Below are 22,539 nucleotides of genomic sequence, written 5' to 3'. Positions count from 1 at the left end.
CGGTTCATCGCGCTTCCCCGCGAATGTCCCCATCGAGGTACAGCCAGCGCGGCGCTTCGCCGCTCGCGCGCGGCTCGCGCACGAAGCGGCTGCGTTCGTGCAGCCGCGACGCACGCCCGCCGACCTTGTAGCGCGCGACGAATTCGACCTCGGCGTGGGTGTCGTCCTGCGGTACATGCGCGACGATGGTCACGCCCAGCCACTGCGTGCGCGGGCCACCGGCGTCCTGGGCAAGATCCTGCTCCAGCGTCGCCGGGCAGGTCGACGGATGCCAGCTCTGGCGCAGCCACTGCGCGTCGTTCAGCACGTAGGCGCTGTAGCGCGAGCGCATCAGCTGCTCGGCGGTGTCCGGCAGCGCCTCGCCGCGATGGAAGCGCCCGCAGCAGCTGGCGTAGCTGGCCCCGCCGCAAGGGCAGGCGCCTTCGCGTGAAGGCGCTGCCGCCCGCTTCATGCCACCAGCTCCGGCAGTTGCCGCATATCGGTGAAGATGGTCTGGGCGCCGGCCTCGCGCAGCATCGCGGCATCGTTGCGCGCGGCATAGCCGAACACCGTCATGCCGGCCGCCACGCCGGCGGTGATGCCGGCCGGACTGTCTTCCACCACCGCGCAGCGCGAGGGCTCCACGCCCATCGTGCGCGCCGCCAGCAAATAAACGTCGGGCGCGGGCTTGCTGCGCTCGACCTCGGTGGCGGAGAACACGTGCTCGCGCTGCTGGCCGTCGGCGTCGTGCTGGAACAGCTCCAGCAGGCCGGTGCGCTTCAGTTGCAGCTTGACCTTGACGCGGTCGGCGCCCGAGGCCACGCACAGCGGCATGCCGGTCGCGGCGATCGCGGCGATGGCGTCGCGCACGTGCGGCACGGCCTCAACCTCGGCCTCCAGCACTGCATTGCGCCGGGCCAGCCAGTGCGACAGCCAGTTCTCCGGCAGCGGCGCGCCGCGCATGCGCTCGATGGTGTCGAGCTCCTCGCGCACGGCGCGGCCGAGGAACAGCGCGGTCGAGTCCTCCAGCGAGATCGCGATGCCCAGTTCGTTCAGCATCTGGTTCAGCACGCGGTTGACGATCGGCTCGCTGTCGACCAGCACGCCGTCGCAATCGAAGATCACGCAGTCGAAGCGGCGGGACGGCTGGGCGGCACCGCTGTCGCGGTCGCGGGAGGGAGAAGCACTGAGGGTCATGCGGGTTTCTTTTCCTTGAGATCGGGGGACGGCACGGCCCGCAATTCGGTGGGCGTGCCGCTCTTGAGCAGGGCCTCGATCTGGTCGAAGCGGTCGAAGCCCCAGTAGGGTTCGCCATCGACGATGACGAAGGGCGAGCCGAACACGCCCTTGGCCATCGCCACTTCCATCTCGGCCTTCAGCTGGTCCTTGATCGGCTGGCTGCTGGCGCCGGCGTCCATCGCATTGGCGTCGATGTCCAGCGCCGCAGCGATCTTCACCAGCTCGGCCGGTTCGGCGATGTTGATGTCGTCGACGAAGTAGGCGTGGTACACCGCCTTGGCGAAGCGCACCGCCACGTCGGCGGCATGATGGTTCTGCAGCCACAGCATCGCGCGCGCGGCCTGCGTGGTCGGCAGCGGGAAGTTCGACGGCCGGCGATAGGCAATGCCGTGATGGCGCGCGGTGCGTTCGAAATCGCGCCAGCTGTAGTCGCCCTTGAGCGGGATCTGCGGCAGCGGCGCCATGCCGGTGGTCTTGAACACCACGCCCAGCAGGATCGGATGCCAGGCGACGCTGCGGCCGTACTGGCGCGCGAGGTCGTCGATGCGCGTGCTGGCGAAGTAGCCGTAGGGCGAGGAGAAATCGAAATAGAAGTCGATGGGGGCAGCGGTCATGTCAGGTCCTGGCGAGAGTGCGGCGAACGGAGTGGCGAACCAAGTGGGCGAATGAAGCGGCAACCGGAAACTGCGGTGCGTACGGCAGGGACTTCGGTACGGCCGTGCGCGCGCCTCTCACGCCAGCGCCCGCGCGATCAGCATCTTCTGGATGTCGCTGGTGCCCTCGTAGATCTGGCAGACCCGCACGTCTCGGTAGATCCGCTCGACCGGGAAGTCGCTGACATAGCCATAGCCGCCAAACACCTGGATCGCGTCCGAGCAGACCGCCTCGGCCATCTCGCTGGCATTGAGCTTGGCCATCGCGGCCTCCTTCAGGCAGGGCCGGCCGGCGTCCTTCAGCGAGGCGGCATGCCAGATCATCTGGCGCGCGACCTCGATGCGCGTGGCCATCTCGGCCAGGCGGAACTGCACCGCCTGATGCGCGAACAACGGCTGGCCGAAGCTCTCGCGCTCCTTCGAATAGGCCAGCGCCGCCTCGAAGGCCGCGCGCGCCATGCCGACGCTCTGCGCGGCGATGCCGATGCGCCCGCCCTCCAGGCCGGACAGCGCCATCCTGTAGCCCGCGCCCTCCTCGCCAAGCAGGTTGGCGGCCGGCACGCGGCAATCCTCGAACACGATCTGCGCGGTGTCCGACGAATGCTGGCCAAGCTTGTCTTCCAGCCGCGCGACCACATAGCCCGGCGTATCGGTCGGCACCAGGAAGGCGCTGATGCCGCGCTTGCCGGCGGCCTTGTCGGTGACCGCCATCACGATCGCGACATCGGCGTGCTTGCCGCTGGTGATGAACTGCTTGACGCCGTTGAGGACGTAATGATCGCCGTCGCGCGTCGCGGTGGTGCGCAGCGCCGCGGCGTCCGAGCCGACATGCGGCTCGGTCAGGCAGAACGCGCCGAGCATCTCGCCCCTGGCCAGCGGCACCAGCCACCGCTGCTTCTGCGCCTCGTCGGCAAACGCCATCAGCATGCTGCAGACGGGGCAGTTGTTGACGCTGATCACGGTCGAGGTGCCGCCGTCGCCGGCGGCGATCTCCTCCAGGATCAGCGCCAGCGACAGGTAGTCGAGCCCCGCGCCGCCGTAGGCCTCGGGCACCGCCACGCCATAGGTGCCCATTGCCGCGAGCTCGCGGTGGACCTCCTTCGGGAACGTCTTGTCGCGATCCCATGCGGCGGCCTGCGGCGCGATGACCTCCTGCGCGAACTGCCGCACCGCGTCGCGGATCATTTCCTGTTCGGGACTGAGCAGCATCGGAACCTCACCAGGGCAGCACGCTGCCGTCGTAGTTGCGGAAACCGCCGTTGTCCTGCGCGGTGGCGCCGGCCAGCACGCGGCGCAGGCCGGACACGCTCTGCTGCGGCGTCAGGTCGGCGCCGGCGCCGCCCATGTCGGTACGAACCCAGCCCGGATGCAGCGCCAGGCAGACCGCGTGGCGGGCGTCGAGCGACACCGACTTCAGCGCCGCGTTGACGGCCGCCTTGCTGACGCGATACAGCCAGCTGCGATTGCTCTCCATCGCCCCGATGCTGCCCATGCGCGAGGACAGCACCGCCAGCACGCCGCCCTTGCCGCCGCGGCCTGTCTCGACGAAGGGCAGCACCAGCGGCAGCGCCATCATCGGGCCCAGCACATTGGCATGCATCACGTCGTCGAACTCCTCGACCGAGACCGGCTGCGCGCCCTCGGTGCGCGGGCCGATCACGCCGGCGTTGTAGACCGCCACGTCGAGCGATTCGCCGTCGAGCGTCCAGCCCAGGCCCGCGACCTGATCGGCCTCGGTCAGGTCGACGCGGTGCGCCTCCGCGCCCAGCGATTTCAATGCGGCCAGCCCTTCGTCGCTGCGGGCGGTGGCGATCACGCGCCAGCCGTCGGCGCGGTACTGGCGGACGAACTCCAGGCCGATGCCGCGCGAGGCGCCGAGTATCAGTGCGGTTGGCAAGCTAGCCTCCTGTCGGGTCGAGGTTCGGGAACGAGGGTTCAGGCAGCGTTCGGGCCGGCGGCACTCAGACCAGCTCGATGCCGACCGCCGTCGCCTCGCCGCCGCCGATGCACAGGCTGGCCACGCCGCGCTTGCCGCCGGTCTTGCGCAGCGCGCCGATCAGCGTGGTCATGATGCGCGCGCCCGAGGCGCCGATCGGATGGCCGAGCGCGCAGGCGCCGCCGTGGATATTGACCTTGTCGCGCGGAATCTTCAGCTCGTGCATCGCCGCCATCGGCACCACGGCGAAGGCCTCGTTGATCTCGAACAGGTCGACGCTGTCGCTGTTCCAGTCGAGCTTGCGATACAGCTTGGCGATGGCCTCGACCGGCGCGGTGGTGAACCAGCCCGGCGCCTGCGCATGGCTGGTATGGCCCAGCATGCGCGCCAGCGGCTGCAGGCCCAGCGCCTTCGCGGTCGATTCGCGCATCATCACCAGCGCGGCGGCGCCGTCGTTGATCGACGACGACGACGCGGCGGTGATGGTGCCGTCCTTGGCGAAGGCGGGCTTGAGCGAGGGGATCTTGTCGACCTTGATGCGGCGCGGGCCTTCGTCGGTGTCGATCACCACATCGCCGCCCTTGGCCGTCACCGTGACCGGCGCGATCTCCCAGCGGAAGTCGCCGCGTTCGGTGGCCTGCTGCGCGCGCCGCACGCTCTCCATCGCAAAGGCGTCCTGCGCCTCGCGGGTGAAGCCGTACTTGGCCGCGCAGTCCTCGCCGAAGGTGCCCATCGCGCGGCCCTTCTCGTAGGCGTCTTCCAGTCCGTCGAGCATCATGTGGTCATAGATCATGCCGTGACCGATGCGATAGCCGCCGCGCCCCTTCGGGATCAGGTACGGGGCATTGGTCATGCTTTCCATGCCGCCGGCCACCGCGATTTCGTACGAGCCCGCCACCAGGCTGTCGTACACCGTCATCGCGGCGCGCATGCCGGAGCCGCACATCTTGTTGACGGTGGTACAGGCGACCGACAGCGGCAGCCCCGCGCCCAACGCCGCCTGGCGCGCCGGCGCCTGGCCCTGGCCGGCGGGCAGCACGCAGCCGAACACCACTTCCTCGACCTGCTCCGGCTGGATGCCGGCGCGCTCGATCGCCGCGCGGATGGCGACGGCGCCGAGCTGCGGCGCCGTGACGCTGGCGAACTCGCCCTGGAATGCGGCCATCGGCGTGCGGGCCGCGGATACGATCACGATCGGGTCTTGCATGGTGGTCTCCTTGATGTCTTTGCCGTGCTGCCGTGCTGTCGTTCGATTGGCTCCCTGCCTCGACCTGCGGGGCCGGGCAGGGAGCGGCTTGTCACCGCACCGGAATATGCGGCGGATCCCCGTACTGCCGGTAGGCCGCCTGCAATTGCGTGCGCAGTTCCTCGTTGCTGCTGGCCGCCATGCCGAGGTCGCGCAGCAGGCCGTCGGACACGCCGTAGATCCAGCCGTGCACCGTGACCTGCTGGCCGCGCGCCCAGGCGTCCTGGATCACCGTGGTCTGGCAGACGTTGTTGACCTGCTCGATCACGTTGAGCTCGCACAGGCGGCTGTGCGCATCGTCCTCGCGCACGATGGTGCCCAGGTAGGCGTCGTGCTTGTCGGCCACGTCGCGCACATGGCGCAGCCAGTTGTCGACCAGACCCACGCGCTCGCGCTTGAGCGCGACCTTGACGCCGCCGCAGCCGTAGTGGCCCACCACGGTGATATGGCGCACCTTCAGCACCTCGACCGCGAACTGGATCACCGACAGCGCGTTCAGGTCGCTGTGCGCGATCACGTTGGCGATATTGCGGTGGACGAAGACCTCGCCCGGCGCCAGCCCCAGGATCTGGTTGGCGGGCACGCGTGAATCCGAACAGCCGATCCACAGGTATTCGGGCGCCTGCTGGTTGGCCAGGCTGGTGAAGAAGTTCGGATCTTCCGCGTTGACGCGGTCGACCCATTCGCGGTTGTTGCGGAACAGCTGGGCGATGGCGTCAGTCATGCTGCCCTCCTTGCCGGCTCGTCGCCGGATTCGGTTGGGCCGTATCGATGAATGAAGCGTTCCGAGGCATGGTAAGCGTAGAAGTCATGAACATGTCCGGCCAGCAGCCGGTCCTTGTGTCCCTGCCACAGGGCAGGATCGAAAAAGTCCGCATGGTGCCGCAGGAAGGCCGCGCGCACGCGCGGGTCGCCCAGCAGGAAGGTGCGGAAGGTTTCGGGAAAGATGTCGTGGCGGCCGACGCTGTACCAGACCTCGCCCGACATCTCCTCTTCCTCGTTGCGGGGAGTCGGTACGCGGCGGATATTGCAGTCGGTCAGGTATTCGATCTCGTCGTAGTCGTAGAACACCACGCGGCCATGGCGCGTGACGCCGAAATTCTTGTACAGCATGTCGCCCGGGAAGATGTTGGCGGCCATCAGCTCCTTGATCGCATTGCCGTATTCGATGATGCCGTGCTCGACCTGCTCGTCGGTGCCTTCCTGCAGGTAGATGTTCAGCGGCGTCATGCGGCGCTCGATATAGAGATGGCGTACCACGATTTCCTCGGTGCCGTCCTTGGCGCGCTGATATTCGATCATCGACGGCGCATGCTCGTGCAGCTCGCGCACCAGCGCATCGTCGAAGCGCGACAGCGGAAAGGCGACGTCCGAATATTCCAGCGTGTCGGCCATGCGGCCGACGCGGTCGTGCTGCTTGACCAGCTGGTACTTGGACTTGATCAGCTCGCGCGTGGTTTCCTTCGGCGCCGGATAGAAGTCCTTGATCACCTTGAAGACGTAGGGATAGGACGGCAGCGTGAACACCAGCATCACCAGCCCGCGGATGCCGGGGGCGATGATGAACTTGTCCGACGAATGCTGCAGGTGGTGCAGGAAGTCGCGGTAGAACAGATTCTTGCCCTGCTTCTGCAAACCCAGCGAGGTATAGATCTCCGCGCGCGGCTTGCGCGGCATGATGTCGCGCAGGAAGGTCACGTAGGCCGACGGGATCTCCATGTCGACCATGAAATAGGAATGCGTGAACGAGAACAGGATCAGCAGCTGTTCCTTGCGCAGCAGCACCGTGTCGAGCGCCAGCTTGCCCGACGGCCCGTGCACGATCGGGATCGCCAGCGGATAGGTGCGGTCGCCGTTCAGCACGCGGCCGATGATGAAGGCCGACTTGTTGCGGAAGAACAGCGACGACAGCACGTGGATCTGGAAATTCGGCGCGATGCGGAAATCGCCCAGGTGCTCGGTGACGGCGCGCACCACATAGCCGATATCGCGCTTCAGGTCCTCGTACGGCCGCTCGAGCTGGAAGTTGTGCACGATCCGTTCGAAGCAGTCGGCCATGCCCTCGCGGCTGCCCGGATAGTAGGCGCGGAAGGTCGGCCGGGTCGGCGACTCCTCGTTCTCGATGTATTCGGTCGAGATCGCCGGGCGCACGAAGATGAAGTCGTTGTTGAAGTACGACCGATGCAGGATGCGGGTAAAGACCGAATTGAAGAAGGTCTCGGCCAGCTCGGGCTGGTGGTGGTTGGTCAGCAGCCCGATGTAATGCAGCTTGATCTGCTGCCAGATCTCGTCCTCGATCTGCTCGGCGTCGTACTCGTCCTCGAGGATCACCGTGGTTTCGCGCACGCGCTCGTTGTAGAACGCGATGCGGTCGCGCTGCAGCTGCTGCAGCCCGGCCCAGTCGCCGGCCTCGAAGCGGACCTTGGCCTCGATGCTGACCTCGCGAAACAGCCGATAGTGCTTGTCGAACCCGTCCAGCATGGTGCGCGCCACATCGTAGGCGATCTGCGACGACAGCAGTTTCGGGAAGTGGGACATGGCTGGGACGGACTACCTGGGCGCGGGTGAGGTTCGGAAGGCGGTTTCGGCGGAGATATCGGCGGAAATAACGACTGAAATATCGGCTGAGATATCGGCTGGAACCTGTGCATCGGCGCTCGCCGCGGCGAGGCCGGATGTCAGGGGTGATTGTAAGCGCTTCGCGCGAGGCATCGGTGGCGCCGCCCACCATGGAGCGGCGCACCGTGCACGGCGCTTTCCTGTCTTTTACCTCGCGATTACATCGTTTCGGAGAACAGTTCGCGGCCGATCAGCATGCGGCGGATCTCCGAGGTGCCGGCGCCGATCTCGTACAGCTTGGCGTCGCGCCACAGGCGGCCGGTCGGATATTCGTTGATATAGCCGTTGCCGCCCAGGATCTGCACCGATTCGCCGGCCATCCAGGTCGCCTTCTCGGCCGTATAGAGAATCACCGCCGCGCAGTCCTTGCGTACCTGGCGCACGTGCTCGCTGCCGAGCGCGTCGAGGTTCTTGCCCACCGTATACAGATAGCTGCGCGCGGCCTGCAGCGTGGTGTACATGTCGGCGATCTTGCCCTGGATCAGCTGGAATTCGCCGATGCTCTGGCCGAACTGCTTGCGGTCGTGAATGTACGGCGTGACCACGTCCATGCAGGCCTGCATGATGCCGACCGGGCCGCCGGACAGCACCGCGCGCTCGTAGTCCAGGCCGCTCATCAGCACCTTGGCGCCGCCGTTCTCGGCGCCGAGGATGTTCTCGGCCGGCACCTCGACGTCCTGGAACACCAGTTCGCCGGTATGCGAACCGCGCATGCCGAGCTTGTCCAGCTTCTGCGCCACCGAGAAGCCCTTCATGCCCTTTTCGACGATGAAGGCGGTCATGCCGCGCGCGCCCAGATCCGGCTCGGTCTTGGCGTAGACCACCAGCACGTCGCAGTCCGGACCGTTGGTGATCCACATCTTGGTGCCGTTCAGCACGTAGTGGTCGCCCTTGCGGTCGGCCCGCAGCTTCATGCTGACCACGTCCGAACCGGCATTGGGCTCGCTCATCGCCAGCGCGCCGATCCACTCGCCGGACACCAGCCTGGGCAGGTACTTCGCCTTCTGCGCCGGCGTGCCGTTGCGGTGGATCTGGTTGACGCACAGGTTCGAATGCGCGCCGTACGACAGGCCGACCGAGGCGGAGGCGCGGCTGATCTCCTCCATCGCGATCATGTGGGCCAGATAGCCCATGTTGGCGCCGCCGTACTCCTCGGCGACGGTGATGCCCAGCACGCCGAGGTCGCCCATCTTCTTCCAGCAGTCCATCGGAAACTGGTCGGTACGGTCGATCTCGGCCGCGCGCGGCGCCAGTTCGGCCTGGGCCCAGGACTGCACGGACTCGCGCAGCATCTCGATGTCTTCACCCAGGTCGAATTTCAGGCCTGGCAGGGTCGCGGTCATGGTTTGTCTCCTGTTGGAATCCGGATTCGATACGGAATGGGGGCCGGGTGCGGCCGGGGTGGCGCGGGTGGCAGGTATGGACGGGCTCAGACGTGGTCGAGCGTGCGCACCACGCACAGCGTCATCAGCATCGTCGCCACCGCCTTGCGGACGCCGCCGGTTTCGGTAAACACGTCGCCCTGGGCGACGATCAGCGTGCGGCCCGGCTTGAGCACGCGGCCCACGGCAATCAGCCGCTCGCCCCGGGCGGGCGACAGCAGATTGATCTTGTACTCGGCGGTCAGGCCCGCCTCGCCTTCGCCGACCATCGACAGCGCGGCATAGCCGCAGGCGCTGTCGGCCAGCGCGCCGACCACGCCGCCGTGGAAAAAGCCATGCTGCTGGGTGACGCCTTCGGACCATGGCATCGCCAGCTCGACCTCGCCGCGCTCGACGCGGACCAGCGAGGCGCCGAAGGTTCGCATCAGCCCTTGGCGCGAGAAGCTGGCGGCAATTTCCTCGGCGCGGCCCGGCGGCAGGTCGGCGGCGGTGCGGGCCGGGGCATCGGCCTTCATGTCGAGGGCGTCTGCGGCCTCGGCGGCCTCAGCGGCCCCTGCGGCGGCGTATGTCACAACATCCGTGGCGGAATTCGGCATGGCAGCTTCCTGTCGGCGCCGGCACCGCGCGCTGCGGTGGGCTGTCGGCTTATTTTATTTACGTTTACGTAAACGTCAATCAAATTTGTCGGGCGACGAGGGGCGAAGGTGGCATCGGCCACATTCAGGCGCCGGCCGCGCGCTCCCGCTCGGGCTCGGCCGCCGCCAGCAGGGCGCGGCATTGGCGCTCGTGCTGGTCGATCTCGGCCAGTTGCGCCTGCAGGTCTTCCATCTGCCGCTCCAGCGCCTGCCGGTGCTGCGCCAGCGAGGCCAGGAAGCGCTCCAGCTGGGGCACCGTGTCGCGCGGCGATTCGTACAGATCGAGGATCTCGCGGATCTCGTTCAACGTCAGGCCGAGCCGCTTGCCGCGCAACGTCAGCTTCAGGCGGGTGCGCTCGCGGCCGCTGTAGAGCCGCTGCCTTCCCCCGGCGCCGACGCGGTCCGGCGACAGCAGGCCCTGGTCCTCGTAGAAGCGGATTGCCCGGGGCGTGATGTCGAACTCGCGCGCCAGTTCGGTGATGGTGTAGGTGGTGCCCGCCGGCGGGTTGGCGGGCATCGCGGTAGAGGTGGCGGAGCTGGGCATGGGCGCCTGTAAAAGAGAACGAACGTTCGATACGCGTGGGCGTTTTCGCTTAAGATGGCAACAGGCCGTCCGAATTGACGTTTACGTTAGCGTCAAGCAGCGCGCCTGGCAACCGCCCCGACGCCGTTCCGCGCATTGCGTGCCTCATGGCGCCCGGAATCGCGTCCGGCATCCGGATCCACGACGAGAAAGCCCACCGCAGGGCTTCGCAACCGAGAGACTCCCCGATGAACGCACTCGAACACCAGCTCCAATACCCGTTCGGCGAGACCATGCCCGAGCCCGGCGCGCGCCAGCAGGTGGCCCCCGGCGTCTACTGGCTGCGCATGCCACTGCCGTTCGCGCTTGACCATATCAATCTATGGCTGGTGCGCGACCGTGTGGACGGGCGCGACGGCTGGACCGTGATCGACTGCGGCATCACCAACGACACCATCAAGGCGCACTGGGAAACCGTGTTCGCCAACGAGCTGGAAGGCCTGCCGGTGCTGCGCGTGCTGGTCACCCATTGCCATCCCGACCACGTGGGCCTGGCGCACTGGCTGTGCCAGCGCTGGGACGCGCGGCTGTGGATGAGCCTGGGCGACTATATGAGCGCTCGGGTGATGGGGGGCGGCAACGGCGTCGGCTCGAACGCGGGCGGCGACTTCGCGGCGAGCCACTTCGCCCGCCATGGCCTGGCCGACCCCGACAGCCTGGAAAAGCTGCGCGCCCGCAAGAGCTACTACGCGACGCTGGTGCCCGATCTGCCGACGCAATACCGCCGCCTGATGGACGGCGATACGGTGACGATGGGCGCCGATCCGGCGGCGGCCAGCTGGCGCGTGATCACCGGCTTCGGCCACGCTCCGGAGCACGTCGCGCTCTACAACGCCGAGCTGAAGGTGCTGATCTCCGGCGACATGGTGCTGCCGCGGATCTCGACCAATGTCAGCGTGTTCGACATGGAACCGGAGGCGAACCCGCTGGCGCTGTATCTGCGCTCGCTGGACCGCTACCAGGACCTGCCCGAGGACACGCTGGTGCTGCCCTCGCACGGCCGGCCGTTCCGCAACCTGCAGACGCGCATCGGACAGCTGCGCGAGCACCATGTCGAGCGCCTGGCCGAGACCCGCGCCGCCTGCGCCGAAAAGCCGTGCAGCGCGCGCGATATCGTCGACGTGATCTTCCGCCGCCAGTTCGACATCCATCAGATGACCTTCGCGATGGGCGAGGCGCTGGCCCACCTGCACGTGCTGTGGCATGCCGGCGAACTGCGGCGCGCCACGGACGACGATGGCATCATCCGGTTCCGGGCCAACGCCTGAATTGCCGCCTGAATTGCCGCCTGAGTCGCGCCTGAATTCCCGCCTGAATTGGGCCTGACTCGCGCCGTGAATCGCGTCCTGAATCGCGCCTGAATCGCCGCCCATGTCCGCCACCGACAGCCCCACCCACGGCGCCCCCGACAGCGCCTTCGCCCACACCCCGCCGCCGCCCTATTACGCGGTGATCTTCACGTCCACGCGCACCGGCGAGGACGTGGGCGGAGAAAACCACGAGGCCGACTACGGCGCGATGGCGCAGCGGATGGTGGAACTGGCCGCGACCATGCCGGGCTTTCTCGGCGTCGAGTCGGTGCGCGACGGCAGCACGCCGGGCGCGCCCGGCATCACGGTGTCGTACTGGCGTTCGCTGGAGGACATCGCCGCCTGGCAGGCGCATGCCGAGCACCGGGTCGCGCAGCGCCTGGGGCGCGAGCGCTGGTATCAAGGCTTCCAGCTGCGCGTCTGCAAGGTCGAGCGGGCCTACGGGTTCGAGCGCTGATCCCGGTCGCCGTCCCGCGCAGGTGGGGACCCATGGACGTGCTGATGGCGACGTCAACAAGGCAGGCCCCGCGCCGGCGGGGACGACAGGGAGCTGGCGTCAAGCCTGGCGCGCCAGCGTCTCCAGATACGCGATGCCGTCGATCGCGCGGCTGCCGTACCACGACACCATTTCCCCATCGACCAGCAGCACCGGCAGGCCGAGCTGGCGCTCGAGCGCGTCGGCGTGGTCCTCGGTAAAGCGATAGGGTTCGGTCGACAGCAGCACCAGGTCGAGCTCGCGCACCAGCGCCTCGCTCCAGCGAAAGCTCGGATAGCGCTGCCCCGGCGCATTGGGCCGCGCGCAATCGCCATCGACGCAGGCCTGCGGCGCGGCACCCGCATCGTCGGCATCCTGGGCATCGGGCCAGGTCTGCCAGCCGATCAGCGCCAGCATGCGGCTGATATAGGTGTCGCGCGACACCGTCATCCACGGGTCCTGCCAGATCGCGTACAGCACCCTGCGCGTCGGCCACGCGCGCGCCTCGAGGCGCGCCAGCGCCTGCTCCAGCCGCGTGCATAGCGTCTCGGCTTCGGCTTCGCGGTCGAAGATGCCGCCCAGCAGCCGGTACAGCTCCAGGTTGTCGCGCGGCGCGCACGGATGGGTCACGATCACGTTCGGCACGAATCCGCGGATCTCGTCCACGGTCTCGCGCCGGTTCTCGTCGATATTGACCACCACGTGGGTCGGCGCCAGCGCGCGCAGCTTGTCGAGCTGGACGTCCTTGGTGCCGCCGACCTTGGCGACCGCGCGCACCTGCGGTTCGGGATGGATGCAGAAGCCGGTGCGCGCCACCAGCCGGTCGCCGAGTCCCAGCGCAAACAGCAGTTCGGTAACCGACGGCACCAGCGAGGCGATGCGCGCATCGGCAGCGGCGCGCGGGTGCGGCTGGCCCAGCGCGTCCCGCCACATCACGCGCTCCCGCTGCCGTCGCCGGCCGGGTCCGCCGGGCCGTCCGGCCGTTGCGGCCGCTCCGGCTGGCGCGGCTTGCGTGGCGCGCGCGTGAACAGCGCGTCGTAGAGCCAGCGCGGCAGCACGTGCAGTACCGAGGCCACGACTCCCATTTGCCACGGCACCACGGCAAAGCGCCGGCCCGCGGCGATCGCCCGGACCGCCTTGCGCGCGAAGGCGTCGGCGTCCATCAGGAAGGGCATCGGATACGGATTGCGCGCGGTCATCGGCGTGCGGATATAGCCGGGCGCGATGGTGACCACGCGGATGCGGTGCGGCCGCTGCTCCAGCCGCAGGCTCTCCAGCAGCTTGATCACCGCCGACTTCGACGCGCTGTAGGCGCCCGCGCCGGGCAGTCCGCGCACGCCGGCGACGCTGGCGATGCCGACCAGCGTGCCGCGCCACTCGCGCGGCCCCACGTCCCGGGCCTGCATCGGCGCCAGGAAGGGCTGGAAGGTGGTCAGCACGCCGAACCAATTGGTATCCATCACCGCGCGGAACGCCTCCAGATCCTCGCGTTCGCTCGCCACCGTGCCGACCGACACGCCGGCATTGGCGATCACGACATCGGGACAGCCGAAATGGTCGAGGAAGTCCTGCGCGGCGCCGAGCATCGCGTCGGCATCGCGTACGTCGGCCGCATAGACGCGGGCGGCATTGGGATTGGGCAGGGTGGCGACGAACGCGCGCAGTGCATCGTCGCGGCGGCCGACCAGGCCGAGAATCGCGCCCTGCCGCGCATATTCGCGCGCCAGGGCCTGGCCGATTCCGCTCGATGCGCCGGTGAGAAAGACTTTGACGGGTCGCATCGGGCGGCGGGGGAAGGAGAGAGGCGAAGCGGAGGGACGAAGCGGAAGGAAGCGCGCCGCTCAGCCGCGCGCCGGCCGTGCTTCGGCGGCGACGGCGGCGCGCGGTGTCATCACAGCTTCTTGTCGCGGACCTGGGTCACCAGGTAGTCCATCGTCTGCAGCGCGGCGCCCTTGCTGCCCGCGATGGACGGCGAGGTCACGTACTTGCCCTGGATCACGATGGTCGGCACGCCGTCGATCTTGTAGGCGTCGGCGATCTTGTTGGCCCGCGTGGTATTGGTCGACACCGAGAACGAGTTGTAGGCCTCCAGGAAGGCCTTGCGGTCGATGCCGTTCTTGGCCATCAGGTCGGCGATCTCGTTCGGGTCCAGCAGGCGCTTGCGCTCGGCGTGGATCGCGCTGAAGACCTTGTTGTGCATGGCGTCGAGCTTGCCCATCGATTCGAGCGCGTAGTAGATGCGCGTATGCGGCAGCAGGTCGTCGCGGAACGCCACCGGCACGCGCTTGAACACCACGTCCTTGCCCTGCTTCTTGACCCAGCCCTCCAGCTCGGGCTCGAAGTCGTAGCAATGCGGGCAGCCGTACCAGAAGAACTCGGTGATCTCGATCTTGCCTGCGGTGACGGGCTGGGCCGCCTTCAGGACCTGGTATTCCTTGCCTTCGGCCGGCGCGGCCTGGGCGGGCGATGCCATCATCAGTCCCGCGGCGGCGGCGAGCGTGGCGAACAAGGCGGCGATTTTCTTCATGGCGCGAGAGAAAAGTGAAACGGTCTGCGTATGACAGCGATGCGCCGCGCGGGTTCAGCCCGCCCCGGCGCCGCCGCCTCCTGGCTTACTGCTTGGTGAAGCGGATCACCGACGCCTCGAAACCGGCCGATTGCAGGCGGTCGCGCGCGCGGTTCATGTCTTCGATCTTGTTGTACGGGCCGAGCCGCACGCGATACAGCTTGACGCCGTTGACCTCGCGGTCGGTGACCTTGGCCTCGAAGCCCTGCATCGCCAGGTTGGCCTTCTGCCGGTTGGCGTCGTCCTGCGAGCGGAAGGCGCCGACCTGCAGCAGATAACCGACCTTGTTGGCATCGGCCTGGGCGATCTCGGCGATCGGGTCGGCGACCGGACGCTCGGCTGCCTTATCCGCCGGCTTCTCGGCGGTCTTGGGCGCGGGCCTGGCGGCTTCCTCAGGCGCCGGCGCCGGCCTGGTCGCGGGAGCGGCCGGAGTGGTGGGCGCGGTGGGCTCCCGATGCGCCGGTTCCGCCGGCGGGCCGACCGGCTTGGGCGGGGTCTTGCTCCACAGCGGCTTGTTCGGGTCCGACGGCGGCTCCTGCACCGGCGACGGCAGGGTCCCGACCACGTTGCCGGGCTCGGCCGGCTTGGGCGTGCCCTTGCGCTGGAACGGCGTCGGCGCCTTGGTGATATACAGCGCCACCACCACCGCGATGGCCAGGCCGATGATCAGGCCGAGCACCAGGCCGAGAAACGTACCCCCGCGCTGCTGGGCGCGGCTGGCCTTGCGCGGGGCACGCTTGCGTTGCTGTTGCATGGAGTCCTCTTGGATATTGCCGGAAGATTATAGAGCCAGTGCCCGGCATGGCGACCGGGCAGCCGAGCCATCGCGGCCTGCAAACGGGTGGGACGTCGGCAGGCCGCGCAGCCGCCTCACATGCGCTGCGGGGCGGAGACGCCGATCACCGCGAGGCCGTTGCGCAGCACCTGGCGGGTGGCCGCCAGCAGCGCGAGCCGCGCCAGCTTGACCGGCTCGTCATCGACCAGCACGCGGTCGGCGTTGTAGAAGGCATGGAAGTCGCCCGCCAGATCGCGCAGGTAGAAGGCCACCGCGTGCGGCGCCAGCTCGTTCGCGGCCTGGGCCAGCATCTCGGGGAATTCGGCCAGCCGCTGCGCCAGCGCCAGCGCCTGCGGGCTCGCGTCGGCGCCGGTCACCGGCTCCAGGTCGGCGCCGGCCAGCTCGGCCAGGCGCTGCTGCCAGCCCTCGCCGCCCCACGACTCGAAGATCGAGCAGATGCGGGCATGCGCGTACTGGACGTAGTACACCGGGTTCTCGTCGTTCTGCTTGAGCGCCAGGTCGACGTCGAAGACGAACTCGGTGTCGGCCTTGCGCGACAGCAGGAAGAAGCGCACCGCGTCGCGGCCGCGCGTGAAATGCGCCGGCCAGTCGGCCACGCCCGCTTCCAGGCAGGCGCGGATGGTCTCGTCGCCGCCATTGCTCCATTCGATCAGGTCGCGCACCGTGACATACGAACCGGCGCGCTTGGAGATCTTGACCTCCTCGCCGTTCTTCATCACGGTGACCATCTTGTGCAGCACGTAGTCGGGATAACCGGCCGGGATGCCGATCTCCAGCCCCTGCAGGCCGGCGCGCACCCGCGCGATGGTGCCGTGGTGGTCGCTGCCCTGCACGTTGATGACCTTGTGGAAGCCGCGCTCCCACTTGGTGGTGTGATAGGCGACGTCGGGCACGAAGTAGGTGTAGCTGCCATCGCCCTTGCGCATCACCCGGTCCTTGTCGTCGCCGTCGTCGGTGGTGCGCAGCCACAGCGCGCCTTCGCTCTCGTAGGTCTTGCCCTTGGCGATCAGCGTCTGCACCGCTTCCTCGACCTTGCCGTCGGTGTACAGCGACGACTCGAGGTAATAGCGGTCGAACTTGACGCCGAACGCCTGCAGGTCGATGTCCTGCTCGTTGCGCAGGTAGGTGACGGCGAACTTGCGGATCGAATCGAGATCCTCGACGTCGCCCGAGGCGGTCACCGGCTCGCCGTCGGAGGCGCGCACGGTCTTGCGGGCGAGGAAGTCGGCGGCGATGTCGGCGATGTAGTCGCCGTTGTAGGCGGCCTCGGGCCAGCCGGCCTCGCCCGGCTTCAGCCCGCGCGCGCGCGCCTGCACCGAGATCGCCAGGTTCTGGATCTGCACGCCGGCGTCGTTGTAGTAGAACTCGCGGTGGACCGCGAAGCCCTGCCACGACAGCAGGTTGGCGAGCGCGTCGCCCAGCGCGGCCTGGCGGCCGTGGCCCACGTGCAGCGGGCCGGTCGGATTGGCCGAGACGAACTCGACCAGCACCTGGCCGCGCGCGCCCTGCTGCTGGGCGCCATAGCCGTCGCCCTGCTCCAGCACCGCGCGCAGCGTCTCGGCCTTGGCCGCCGGCGTCAGCCGCAGGTTGATGAAGCCGGGACCGGCGATCTCCAGGCTCGCCACCAGCGAGGCGGTACGCGCATCGGCCTTCACGGCGTCGACGATCTGCTGCGCCAGCTCGCGCGGATTGCGCTTGAGCGTGCGGGCCACCTGCATCGCCAGATTGCAGGCGAGATCGCCGTGGGCGGCCACCTTGGGCCGTTCGAAGGCGACAGCGGGCAGCACGGCATCGGCCGGCGCCAGCGCGCGTACCGCATCGGTGAACGCGGCGGCAAGTTTGGAGGTCTGAACAGGCAGCATGAATGTCTGGGCCCGGGCGCCACGACCAGGACCGCGATGGCTTGGGCCATAGTGGCGGTGCCGTCACCGGCAGCGTGGCGATGCCGCAGCGCGGCACGGGCAATCGATTGCAGAACGCGGATTTTATCAGGTGCTATGCTGACATCATCCGCAGGAGCCAGTCGGCCGGCTCCCGGCGCGCCGGAGCAGGACGGCTACCATCCCAACAAGGCTGACAAGGAACCACCATGCTGATCACCTTCAAGTCCCACGCGTCGCAAGACCTGATCATGATGAACGATCTCGCCGTCACGTTGCTTGGCATCATCGGCAAGCACGTCGGCGAACGCGGGGTGATCACCAAGGAAGAACTCCCCCGCGCGATCCACCGGCTCGAGGCCGCCGTGATGCAGGCCAAACAGTCGCCGGCGCAGAGCCAGCTGCCCGAGGAGCAGCGCGGCAAGGGCAGCGACTACGACGATGACGAAGAGGAGCCGCTGCACCTCGGACAGCGCGCCTATCCCTTCCTCGACATGCTGCGAGCCTCGCAGCGCGAGGGCTGCGACGTGTTGTGGGGCGTGTAGACGTCTGAGGAAATCCCGCCTCCCCCCAAAAAAACAGCCCGGCCGCTGGGGGCGGACCGGGCACCGGACCAGGGGGGATCCGAAGGGGGGGTACTGCGATATTGCGGCGTCGGGGGAGGCACCGCAATTCCTTGTCCGGCGCTGCCGATGGCTTCATCGGCAGCGCCGGCGACATTCTTGATGGCGGCATGCGCGGCCGCCGTGGTCGGCCGGGACCGTTACTCCTTGCTCAGCATGTCGGCCAGTTCGTCCGCGTGCTCCTCCTCGACCGCCAGGATCTCTTCCAGGATGCGCCGCGTGGTCGGGTCGCGCTCGCCCATGTACTGGATCATCTCGCGATAGCTCTCGATCGCGATCCGCTCGGCGATCAGGTTCTCGCGGATCATGTCCGTCAGCCCGTTGGGGGCGACATATTCCGAATGGCTGCGCGCCGACAGGCCGTCGGGCGAGAAATCCGGCTCGCCGCCCAGCTGCACGATGCGCGCGGCGATGCGGTCGGCGTGGGCCTGCTCTTCATCGGCATGGACCTTGAACTCGGCCGCGATCGGCTCGGCGTGGATGCCCTTGGCCATGAAGTGGTGGCGCCGGTAGCGCAGCACGCAGACCAGCTCGGTTGCCAGCGCTTCGTTCAGCAGCTTGAGCACGGTGGCGCGGTCCGCGTCGTAGTTCTCGGTGACCGCGCCGTCCTCGATATGTTTGCGGGCACGTGCGCGGATGGTGGCGACATCCGACAGAAAGCCCTGGGTCGGCCCCTTGCCGGCGGAGGAGGCATCGGTGCGGGAAGAGGCGGCGCCCGTGGTCTGGGTGTCCATGTATGCGGTTCTCCTGTCAGGTTGCTTTGTGGGGTTCGCGGCCGGAGGTGCGTTGCCTCCGTTGCCGTCGCTCGTTGCCGTCGCTCGTTCGCTCAGTTGCCGTCGTAGTTGCCGTCCTCGCTGCGGCGGCGGCTGCTGCCGCCCACCAGCAGCAGCGCGGCGATCGCGCCGACCGCCGCGGCGATCGCGATGGCGCGGAACGGCGACTCGGCGACGCTGTGCTGGACGCCGACGACCGCCTGGTCGACACGCTCGCGCGCACGGCTGGCGCTCTGCACCGTGGCCTCGCGGGCCTGATCGGCCAGCATGCGCGCCCGCGTCTGCAGCCGGCGGCTGGCCTGCGCGGCCTCGGACGAACCTTCGCGCGCCAGCACCTCGATTGTGTGTTCGAGGGCCGAGATCAGTCCCCTCACCTCGTCCACCACCGGCGAGGCGGCCTCGCGCGCGGCGCCGCTGGTATCGCGGGCGGCGTGGCGCAACTGGCGAACCGTGTCGCTGGCGCAATCGGCGAGATGGCGGACTTCCTTCTTCACCTTCGGATTGTGGGTCAGCATGGGACTCTCCTTAAGACGCGCGTCGGCCAACGCGCGACGCTAAGCGCCGCGCTTGGCCGACGCAATGCAGGCAACCTGGCGCAGGACCTGGCGAAGATCAGCGGGCCGTCAACGGGCCCTTGTCGGACCATCGACGGCCCTTCATCGGCCTTTCATCGGCCGATCATCGGCCCTTGCGGACCAGGCTCATGACGAAGGTCACCAGCGCCACTACCAGGAAGATGAAGAACAGGATCTTCGCGATTTCGACCGCGCCGGCAGCGATGCCGCCAAAGCCGAACACGGCGGCGACCAGGGCGATGATGAAAAAGACCAGTGCGTAGTAAAGCATGGTGAAACTCCCCTAGTTGGATCGAACTGCCTTAGCACAACAGCGCGCGTGAGCGCGAGCGGTGATCGTCGGGTGGGCCGTCATTTGACCGACTTGAAGATCGTTACCCCAAGCACCAGGAACAGCACGAACAGAATCAGGAACAGGAAGAACAGCACCTTGGCGATGCCCGCCGCGCCCGCCGCGATGCCGGTGAAACCGAGCAGCCCCGCGACGATGGAAATCACGGCAAAGATCAGCGCCCACTTCAGCATGGTGTTTCTCCTGTTCTCGCGGCTCGGTGCTTCGGTGCGCCAGGCCATGCAAGCATGGTAGGAATCGCCACTTCGGCGAGGCACCGACCTTGCACCGATTCCCCTGTCAGCGGTTTCCTACAGGTCCCGCGCGGCGCCAGGTCCCGTGCGGCGCACCGCTTCGCCACGCCTCCGGATGTCCCGGTGGATCGGTTGACCGGGCGCTATCGTTGTGATTCCATCGGCGCAGTCACCGCGCGCGACCGCGAGCGCGCAATCCAGGAAATTCCATCATGTTGAAGCTATCGTCGTTGCGGTCCACCGTGCTGCTCGCGGGTGGCATCCTGCTCACGGTGGTCGTGCTGATCGCCTCGGAGGCCGGCAATATCCGGCTGCGCCAGGGCTACTCGCAGGTCATCCGCTCGCAGAACGTGCAGAGCGACATCAGCGCGCTGCTGGCCGAGCTGGTCAACGCCGAGGCGGGCCAGCGCGGCTACCTGCTGACCGGCAAGGAAAGCTATCTCGAGCCGTACCATCGCGCCATTCCGCGCATCAACACGCTGATGAACGACATCCGCAACCGGTTCGCCGACGACCCGGAGGCGTTGAAGCAGTTCGGCGAGGCGTCGCTGCTGATCAGCCGCAAGCTGACCGAAATGGAGCTGACGCTGATCTACGGCAAGCGCGATGTCGAGGTGGCGCTGGACCTGATCCGCACGGACTTCGGCAAGCAGACCATGGAGAAGGCGCGGCTCGGCCTGGAGACGCTGCGCGCGCGCTCGGCCGCGTCGGTATCGCGCAATCTCGAGAACGCGGACCGCGACATCAACCTGTCGCGCTATGGCATCGGCCTGCTGACCGCGATCAACATCGTGCTGCTGGTCATCGTCGGCTTCCAGCATTCGCGGCGCCTGGCGGTCTCCGAGGCCGCGCGCAGCGAGCTCGAGGAGGAAAGCGCGCGGCTGGACCGCATGGTGCGGGCGCGCACGCGCCAGCTGTCGGCGCTGGCCTCCCACCTGCAGCGCGTCACCGAGGACGAGAAGACCCGGCTGGCGCGCGAGCTGCACGACGAGCTGGGCGCGATCCTGACGGCGACCAAGCTCGACATGCACTGGATCCGCCGGCGCCTGCAGAACGACTATCCCGAGATCCAGGAAAAGATCACGCGGGTGATGCTGCACGTGGACCAGGGCATCCAGATCAAGCGCCGCCTGATCGAGGACCTGCGCCCGACCGTGCTGCTGAACCTCGGCCTGAAGGAGGCGATCGCCCAGCTGGTCGAGGAAGTGGCCACGCGCAATCACTGGGAGACCGAGGTCGAGCTGGACCCGTCCGTGCCGCCACTGCGCGACGCCGCGGCCATCGCGCTGTACCGCATCGTGCAGGAGTCGCTGACCAATGCGACCAAGTACGCCGAGGCGAGCCGCGTGTCGGTCGCGCTCACGCGTACCGACGACCATCTGCTGCTGAAGGTCAGCGACAACGGGCGCGGCCTGCCGGCCGATATCGAAACGCGCCGCACCTCCGGCCACCATGGGCTGCTGGGCATGGAGCAGCGCGTGATCGCGCTGGGCGGCACGCTGCAGATCGATTCGACGCCGGGCGCCGGCGTCACGGTCCGCGTCGAGGTGCCGCTGACCGATGCCGTGGTGGCGCCGCCGCCGTCGCTGGACGAGGCCGACGAGCCGCTGCCGCATGAGCTGCCGATCGCTGGCCCCGGGCAGACGGGATCTGCGCAGACCGGACCTGCGCAGACGGGGCCCGGGCTGACGGCGTCGACGCGGACAGAGCCGACGCAGACCGAGCCCACGCAGACGGAGCCGGCGCGGCCGGAGCCGACACCGGCGCGGCCGGCCGCGGGCGCGGACACGGGCACCGAGCCTTCGCCGGCCACCGGCCCCGCGGGGACATCCCAGCACGGGCAAGGGGCATAAAAAAAAGGAACCTGCGAAGGCTCCTTTTTTCTGCTGGCTGCGTCGCGGCGCATTACATCTTGCGTTTGGTTTCCTCCGCCGCTCCCTGCACCTTCTCGCCGCCCCTTTCGACGTCCTTGCCGGCGCCGGCGATGGTGTTGCAACCCGTAATCAGCGTGACACCGGCAAGAGCGAACAGCGCGATCAGCTTTTTCATGACGATCTCCTTTGCTTAGCGAGGGGGTGCGGCGCGTTGCCGCGACGGGAAAAACAGTTGCTGCCCAAGGATCGGTCGATGGAGCTCAGCACGAGTCGTCGTCGCTGGCCGCCAGCCACAAGCCGTTCGTTTCGAACTCAGGACGGTGCCTGGGCGTATTCCTCGATCACGCGGAATACCTGTTCAAGCTCGAGCGACTTGTCGAAAAAATAGTCGGCTCCCGCCTCGGCGCACTGACGCCGGTAGGTGGGCACCTGCGCATGATTGGTGTAGACGATCCGGATGCCCGGCGCCTGCGCCTTCTGGATCGCCCGCAGCACGTTGATACCGTTGCCCTGACGCAATTGCAGGTCGACGATGACGACCTCATACCTGCCGCTTTCGAACAGGCGGATTGCGGTGCTTTCGGTATCCGCCCAATCGACGGTCTCGACGAAGGAGAATGCGTTCAAGTACTCCAGCAACATGCTCCGCAGGACCGCCGAGTCCTCGATCAGTAAGACCCGCAGCGTACGGTAGGGAGTTGCCGCGGCTTGATCCAACATGGTTCGATGGTAGCAATGGCGCCAGGGGCCAGGTATCCGGGTCCGTCCTACAGCACCGCCGCCGGCCCCGTCCATGCCGGGACGAACGGC

At 67.9% G+C, this 22,539-nt stretch carries 26 protein-coding genes; 4 read left to right on the top strand and 22 right to left on the bottom strand.

Translation table 11 applies throughout. The features are described from left to right. Window positions 1–4: 4 nt before the first annotated feature. From KZ686_RS04380 to KZ686_RS04330, 11 genes are all read right to left on the bottom strand, one after another. Window positions 5–451: a YchJ family metal-binding protein gene (locus tag KZ686_RS04380; RefSeq protein ID WP_265633079.1), complete on the bottom strand. Its 447-nt coding sequence runs from the start codon at window positions 449–451 to the stop codon at window positions 5–7. Continuing rightward, window positions 448–1,176 (bottom strand): HAD family hydrolase, encoded by a 729-nt coding sequence (locus KZ686_RS04375; protein WP_149317292.1) that lies wholly within the window; start codon window positions 1,174–1,176, stop codon window positions 448–450. The genes KZ686_RS04380 and KZ686_RS04375 overlap by 4 nt, the downstream gene beginning before the upstream one ends. Beyond that, a complete protein-coding gene (locus KZ686_RS04370) occupies window positions 1,173–1,832 on the bottom strand; it encodes a 2-hydroxychromene-2-carboxylate isomerase (RefSeq protein WP_149317293.1) in 660 nt (219 codons plus the stop codon). Before KZ686_RS04370 ends, KZ686_RS04375 begins: the two co-directional genes overlap by 4 nt. A 117-nt stretch (window positions 1,833–1,949) precedes the next feature. After that, window positions 1,950–3,080: an acyl-CoA dehydrogenase family protein gene (locus tag KZ686_RS04365; protein ID WP_149317294.1), complete on the bottom strand. Its 1,131-nt coding sequence runs from the start codon at window positions 3,078–3,080 to the stop codon at window positions 1,950–1,952. Between the two features lie 7 nt (window positions 3,081–3,087). Continuing rightward, window positions 3,088–3,768: an SDR family oxidoreductase gene (locus tag KZ686_RS04360; protein WP_150082723.1), complete on the bottom strand. Its 681-nt coding sequence runs from the start codon at window positions 3,766–3,768 to the stop codon at window positions 3,088–3,090. A gap of 64 nt (window positions 3,769–3,832) precedes the next feature. Further along, the gene (locus KZ686_RS04355; protein WP_265633078.1) at window positions 3,833–5,014 is read right to left on the bottom strand and encodes an acetyl-CoA C-acetyltransferase; all 1,182 of its coding nucleotides are present in this window, start codon (window positions 5,012–5,014) and stop codon (window positions 3,833–3,835) included. Window positions 5,015–5,105: 91 nt separating this feature from the next. Beyond that, the gene (can, locus tag KZ686_RS04350; protein WP_006578377.1) at window positions 5,106–5,777 is read right to left on the bottom strand and encodes a carbonate dehydratase; all 672 of its coding nucleotides are present in this window, start codon (window positions 5,775–5,777) and stop codon (window positions 5,106–5,108) included. After that, window positions 5,774–7,591: a bifunctional isocitrate dehydrogenase kinase/phosphatase gene (gene aceK / locus KZ686_RS04345; protein WP_149317297.1), complete on the bottom strand. Its 1,818-nt coding sequence runs from the start codon at window positions 7,589–7,591 to the stop codon at window positions 5,774–5,776. The genes can and aceK overlap by 4 nt, the downstream gene beginning before the upstream one ends. Window positions 7,592–7,830: 239 nt before the next feature. After that, window positions 7,831–9,015, bottom strand: a complete 1,185-nt coding sequence (locus KZ686_RS04340) for an isovaleryl-CoA dehydrogenase (protein ID WP_149317298.1) — start codon at window positions 9,013–9,015, stop codon at window positions 7,831–7,833. Window positions 9,016–9,101: 86 nt separating this feature from the next. Continuing rightward, window positions 9,102–9,569 (bottom strand): PaaI family thioesterase, encoded by a 468-nt coding sequence (locus KZ686_RS04335; RefSeq protein ID WP_149317299.1) that lies wholly within the window; start codon window positions 9,567–9,569, stop codon window positions 9,102–9,104. A 205-nt stretch (window positions 9,570–9,774) separates the two neighbouring features. Then, window positions 9,775–10,206, bottom strand: a complete 432-nt coding sequence (locus tag KZ686_RS04330) for a MerR family transcriptional regulator (protein ID WP_149317600.1) — start codon at window positions 10,204–10,206, stop codon at window positions 9,775–9,777. Between the two features lie 254 nt (window positions 10,207–10,460). Here KZ686_RS04330 and KZ686_RS04325 point away from each other — a divergent pair, with 254 nt between their 5' ends. Beyond that, on the top strand, window positions 10,461–11,540 hold the full coding sequence (locus KZ686_RS04325) for an MBL fold metallo-hydrolase (RefSeq protein WP_149317300.1): 1,080 nt from the start codon (window positions 10,461–10,463) through the stop codon (window positions 11,538–11,540). A gap of 103 nt (window positions 11,541–11,643) precedes the next feature. Beyond that, complete coding sequence (locus KZ686_RS04320) at window positions 11,644–12,039, top strand: antibiotic biosynthesis monooxygenase family protein (RefSeq protein ID WP_149317302.1); 396 nt, start codon at window positions 11,644–11,646, stop codon at window positions 12,037–12,039. Between the two features lie 99 nt (window positions 12,040–12,138). Here KZ686_RS04320 and KZ686_RS04315 read toward each other — a convergent pair whose 3' ends face one another. The 5 genes from KZ686_RS04315 to argS all read right to left on the bottom strand — a co-directional run bounded on the left by KZ686_RS04315 (window position 12,139) and on the right by argS (window position 17,281). After that, window positions 12,139–12,990 (bottom strand): helical backbone metal receptor, encoded by an 852-nt coding sequence (locus tag KZ686_RS04315; RefSeq protein WP_265633077.1) that lies wholly within the window; start codon window positions 12,988–12,990, stop codon window positions 12,139–12,141. Further along, complete coding sequence (locus KZ686_RS04310; protein WP_149317304.1) at window positions 12,990–13,838, bottom strand: SDR family oxidoreductase; 849 nt, start codon at window positions 13,836–13,838, stop codon at window positions 12,990–12,992. The genes KZ686_RS04315 and KZ686_RS04310 overlap by 1 nt, the downstream gene beginning before the upstream one ends. A 110-nt stretch (window positions 13,839–13,948) precedes the next feature. Then, window positions 13,949–14,584 carry a thiol:disulfide interchange protein DsbA/DsbL gene (locus KZ686_RS04305; protein WP_149317305.1) on the bottom strand — a complete coding sequence of 212 codons (636 nt, stop codon included), beginning with the start codon at window positions 14,582–14,584 and terminating at the stop codon, window positions 13,949–13,951. Between the two features lie 85 nt (window positions 14,585–14,669). Continuing rightward, a complete protein-coding gene (locus KZ686_RS04300; RefSeq protein ID WP_150082720.1) occupies window positions 14,670–15,377 on the bottom strand; it encodes an SPOR domain-containing protein in 708 nt (235 codons plus the stop codon). Between the two features lie 116 nt (window positions 15,378–15,493). Beyond that, entirely contained in the window at window positions 15,494–17,281 is a 1,788-nt protein-coding gene (gene argS / locus KZ686_RS04295) for an arginine--tRNA ligase (protein WP_265633076.1), read from the bottom strand. 227 nt (window positions 17,282–17,508) lie between these two features. Between argS and KZ686_RS04290 the strand changes: the two genes are divergently transcribed. Continuing rightward, entirely contained in the window at window positions 17,509–17,844 is a 336-nt protein-coding gene (locus tag KZ686_RS04290) for a DUF1840 domain-containing protein (RefSeq protein ID WP_149317308.1), read from the top strand. Between the two features lie 218 nt (window positions 17,845–18,062). Here the strand turns inward: KZ686_RS04290 and KZ686_RS04285 are convergent, their stop codons facing one another. From KZ686_RS04285 to KZ686_RS04270, 4 genes are all read right to left on the bottom strand, one after another. Then, the gene (locus KZ686_RS04285) at window positions 18,063–18,656 is read right to left on the bottom strand and encodes a ferritin-like domain-containing protein (RefSeq protein ID WP_006579440.1); all 594 of its coding nucleotides are present in this window, start codon (window positions 18,654–18,656) and stop codon (window positions 18,063–18,065) included. A gap of 92 nt (window positions 18,657–18,748) precedes the next feature. Then, window positions 18,749–19,210 carry a glycine zipper domain-containing protein gene (locus KZ686_RS04280; protein WP_149317309.1) on the bottom strand — a complete coding sequence of 154 codons (462 nt, stop codon included), beginning with the start codon at window positions 19,208–19,210 and terminating at the stop codon, window positions 18,749–18,751. Window positions 19,211–19,373: 163 nt separating this feature from the next. Beyond that, the gene (locus tag KZ686_RS04275; RefSeq protein WP_006579618.1) at window positions 19,374–19,541 is read right to left on the bottom strand and encodes a DUF1328 domain-containing protein; all 168 of its coding nucleotides are present in this window, start codon (window positions 19,539–19,541) and stop codon (window positions 19,374–19,376) included. Window positions 19,542–19,621: 80 nt separating this feature from the next. Further along, window positions 19,622–19,795, bottom strand: coding sequence for a DUF1328 family protein (locus KZ686_RS04270; RefSeq protein WP_006579617.1), 174 nt, complete (start codon window positions 19,793–19,795; stop codon window positions 19,622–19,624). Window positions 19,796–20,067: 272 nt separating this feature from the next. Here KZ686_RS04270 and KZ686_RS04265 point away from each other — a divergent pair, with 272 nt between their 5' ends. Then, window positions 20,068–21,708 (top strand): CHASE3 domain-containing protein, encoded by a 1,641-nt coding sequence (locus KZ686_RS04265; protein ID WP_150082718.1) that lies wholly within the window; start codon window positions 20,068–20,070, stop codon window positions 21,706–21,708. Between the two features lie 52 nt (window positions 21,709–21,760). On the opposite strand, the gene KZ686_RS04260 is transcribed toward KZ686_RS04265, so the two are convergent. Together KZ686_RS04260 and KZ686_RS04255 are read right to left on the bottom strand one after the other, a co-directional pair. Further along, window positions 21,761–21,904 carry an entericidin A/B family lipoprotein gene (locus tag KZ686_RS04260; RefSeq protein WP_149317310.1) on the bottom strand — a complete coding sequence of 48 codons (144 nt, stop codon included), beginning with the start codon at window positions 21,902–21,904 and terminating at the stop codon, window positions 21,761–21,763. Window positions 21,905–22,041: 137 nt separating this feature from the next. Further along, the gene (locus tag KZ686_RS04255; RefSeq protein WP_023263511.1) at window positions 22,042–22,449 is read right to left on the bottom strand and encodes a response regulator; all 408 of its coding nucleotides are present in this window, start codon (window positions 22,447–22,449) and stop codon (window positions 22,042–22,044) included. Window positions 22,450–22,539 lie beyond the last annotated feature (90 nt).

This window comes from Cupriavidus cauae, from assembly GCF_026210475.1.
In the GTDB taxonomy this organism is placed as follows: Bacteria; Pseudomonadota; Gammaproteobacteria; order Burkholderiales; family Burkholderiaceae; genus Cupriavidus; species Cupriavidus cauae.
This window is presented reverse-complemented; position numbering and strand designations above follow the sequence as displayed.

Excerpts from the sequence above, each read along its gene's own strand:
- KZ686_RS04380 (WP_265633079.1), bottom strand. The coding sequence starts at position 451 with ATGAAGCGGGCGGCAGCGCCTTCACGCGAAGGCGCCTGCCCTTGCGGC.
- KZ686_RS04375 (WP_149317292.1), bottom strand. The coding sequence starts at position 1,176 with ATGACCCTCAGTGCTTCTCCCTCCCGCGACCGCGACAGCGGTGCCGCC.
- KZ686_RS04370 (WP_149317293.1), bottom strand. The coding sequence starts at position 1,832 with ATGACCGCTGCCCCCATCGACTTCTATTTCGATTTCTCCTCGCCCTAC.
- KZ686_RS04365 (WP_149317294.1), bottom strand. The coding sequence starts at position 3,080 with ATGCTGCTCAGTCCCGAACAGGAAATGATCCGCGACGCGGTGCGGCAG.
- KZ686_RS04355 (WP_265633078.1), bottom strand. The coding sequence starts at position 5,014 with ATGCAAGACCCGATCGTGATCGTATCCGCGGCCCGCACGCCGATGGCC.
- can (WP_006578377.1), bottom strand. The coding sequence starts at position 5,777 with ATGACTGACGCCATCGCCCAGCTGTTCCGCAACAACCGCGAATGGGTC.
- aceK (WP_149317297.1), bottom strand. The coding sequence starts at position 7,591 with ATGTCCCACTTCCCGAAACTGCTGTCGTCGCAGATCGCCTACGATGTG.
- KZ686_RS04340 (WP_149317298.1), bottom strand. The coding sequence starts at position 9,015 with ATGACCGCGACCCTGCCAGGCCTGAAATTCGACCTGGGTGAAGACATC.
- KZ686_RS04335 (WP_149317299.1), bottom strand. The coding sequence starts at position 9,569 with ATGAAGGCCGATGCCCCGGCCCGCACCGCCGCCGACCTGCCGCCGGGC.
- KZ686_RS04330 (WP_149317600.1), bottom strand. The coding sequence starts at position 10,206 with ATGCCCGCCAACCCGCCGGCGGGCACCACCTACACCATCACCGAACTG.
- KZ686_RS04325 (WP_149317300.1), top strand. The coding sequence starts at position 10,461 with ATGAACGCACTCGAACACCAGCTCCAATACCCGTTCGGCGAGACCATG.
- KZ686_RS04320 (WP_149317302.1), top strand. The coding sequence starts at position 11,644 with ATGTCCGCCACCGACAGCCCCACCCACGGCGCCCCCGACAGCGCCTTC.
- KZ686_RS04315 (WP_265633077.1), bottom strand. The coding sequence starts at position 12,990 with ATGTGGCGGGACGCGCTGGGCCAGCCGCACCCGCGCGCCGCTGCCGAT.
- KZ686_RS04310 (WP_149317304.1), bottom strand. The coding sequence starts at position 13,838 with ATGCGACCCGTCAAAGTCTTTCTCACCGGCGCATCGAGCGGAATCGGC.
- KZ686_RS04305 (WP_149317305.1), bottom strand. The coding sequence starts at position 14,584 with ATGAAGAAAATCGCCGCCTTGTTCGCCACGCTCGCCGCCGCCGCGGGA.
- KZ686_RS04300 (WP_150082720.1), bottom strand. The coding sequence starts at position 15,377 with ATGCAACAGCAACGCAAGCGTGCCCCGCGCAAGGCCAGCCGCGCCCAG.
- argS (WP_265633076.1), bottom strand. The coding sequence starts at position 17,281 with ATGCTGCCTGTTCAGACCTCCAAACTTGCCGCCGCGTTCACCGATGCG.
- KZ686_RS04290 (WP_149317308.1), top strand. The coding sequence starts at position 17,509 with ATGCTGATCACCTTCAAGTCCCACGCGTCGCAAGACCTGATCATGATG.
- KZ686_RS04285 (WP_006579440.1), bottom strand. The coding sequence starts at position 18,656 with ATGGACACCCAGACCACGGGCGCCGCCTCTTCCCGCACCGATGCCTCC.
- KZ686_RS04280 (WP_149317309.1), bottom strand. The coding sequence starts at position 19,210 with ATGCTGACCCACAATCCGAAGGTGAAGAAGGAAGTCCGCCATCTCGCC.
- KZ686_RS04275 (WP_006579618.1), bottom strand. The coding sequence starts at position 19,541 with ATGCTTTACTACGCACTGGTCTTTTTCATCATCGCCCTGGTCGCCGCC.
- KZ686_RS04270 (WP_006579617.1), bottom strand. The coding sequence starts at position 19,795 with ATGCTGAAGTGGGCGCTGATCTTTGCCGTGATTTCCATCGTCGCGGGG.
- KZ686_RS04265 (WP_150082718.1), top strand. The coding sequence starts at position 20,068 with ATGTTGAAGCTATCGTCGTTGCGGTCCACCGTGCTGCTCGCGGGTGGC.
- KZ686_RS04260 (WP_149317310.1), bottom strand. The coding sequence starts at position 21,904 with ATGAAAAAGCTGATCGCGCTGTTCGCTCTTGCCGGTGTCACGCTGATT.
- KZ686_RS04255 (WP_023263511.1), bottom strand. The coding sequence starts at position 22,449 with ATGTTGGATCAAGCCGCGGCAACTCCCTACCGTACGCTGCGGGTCTTA.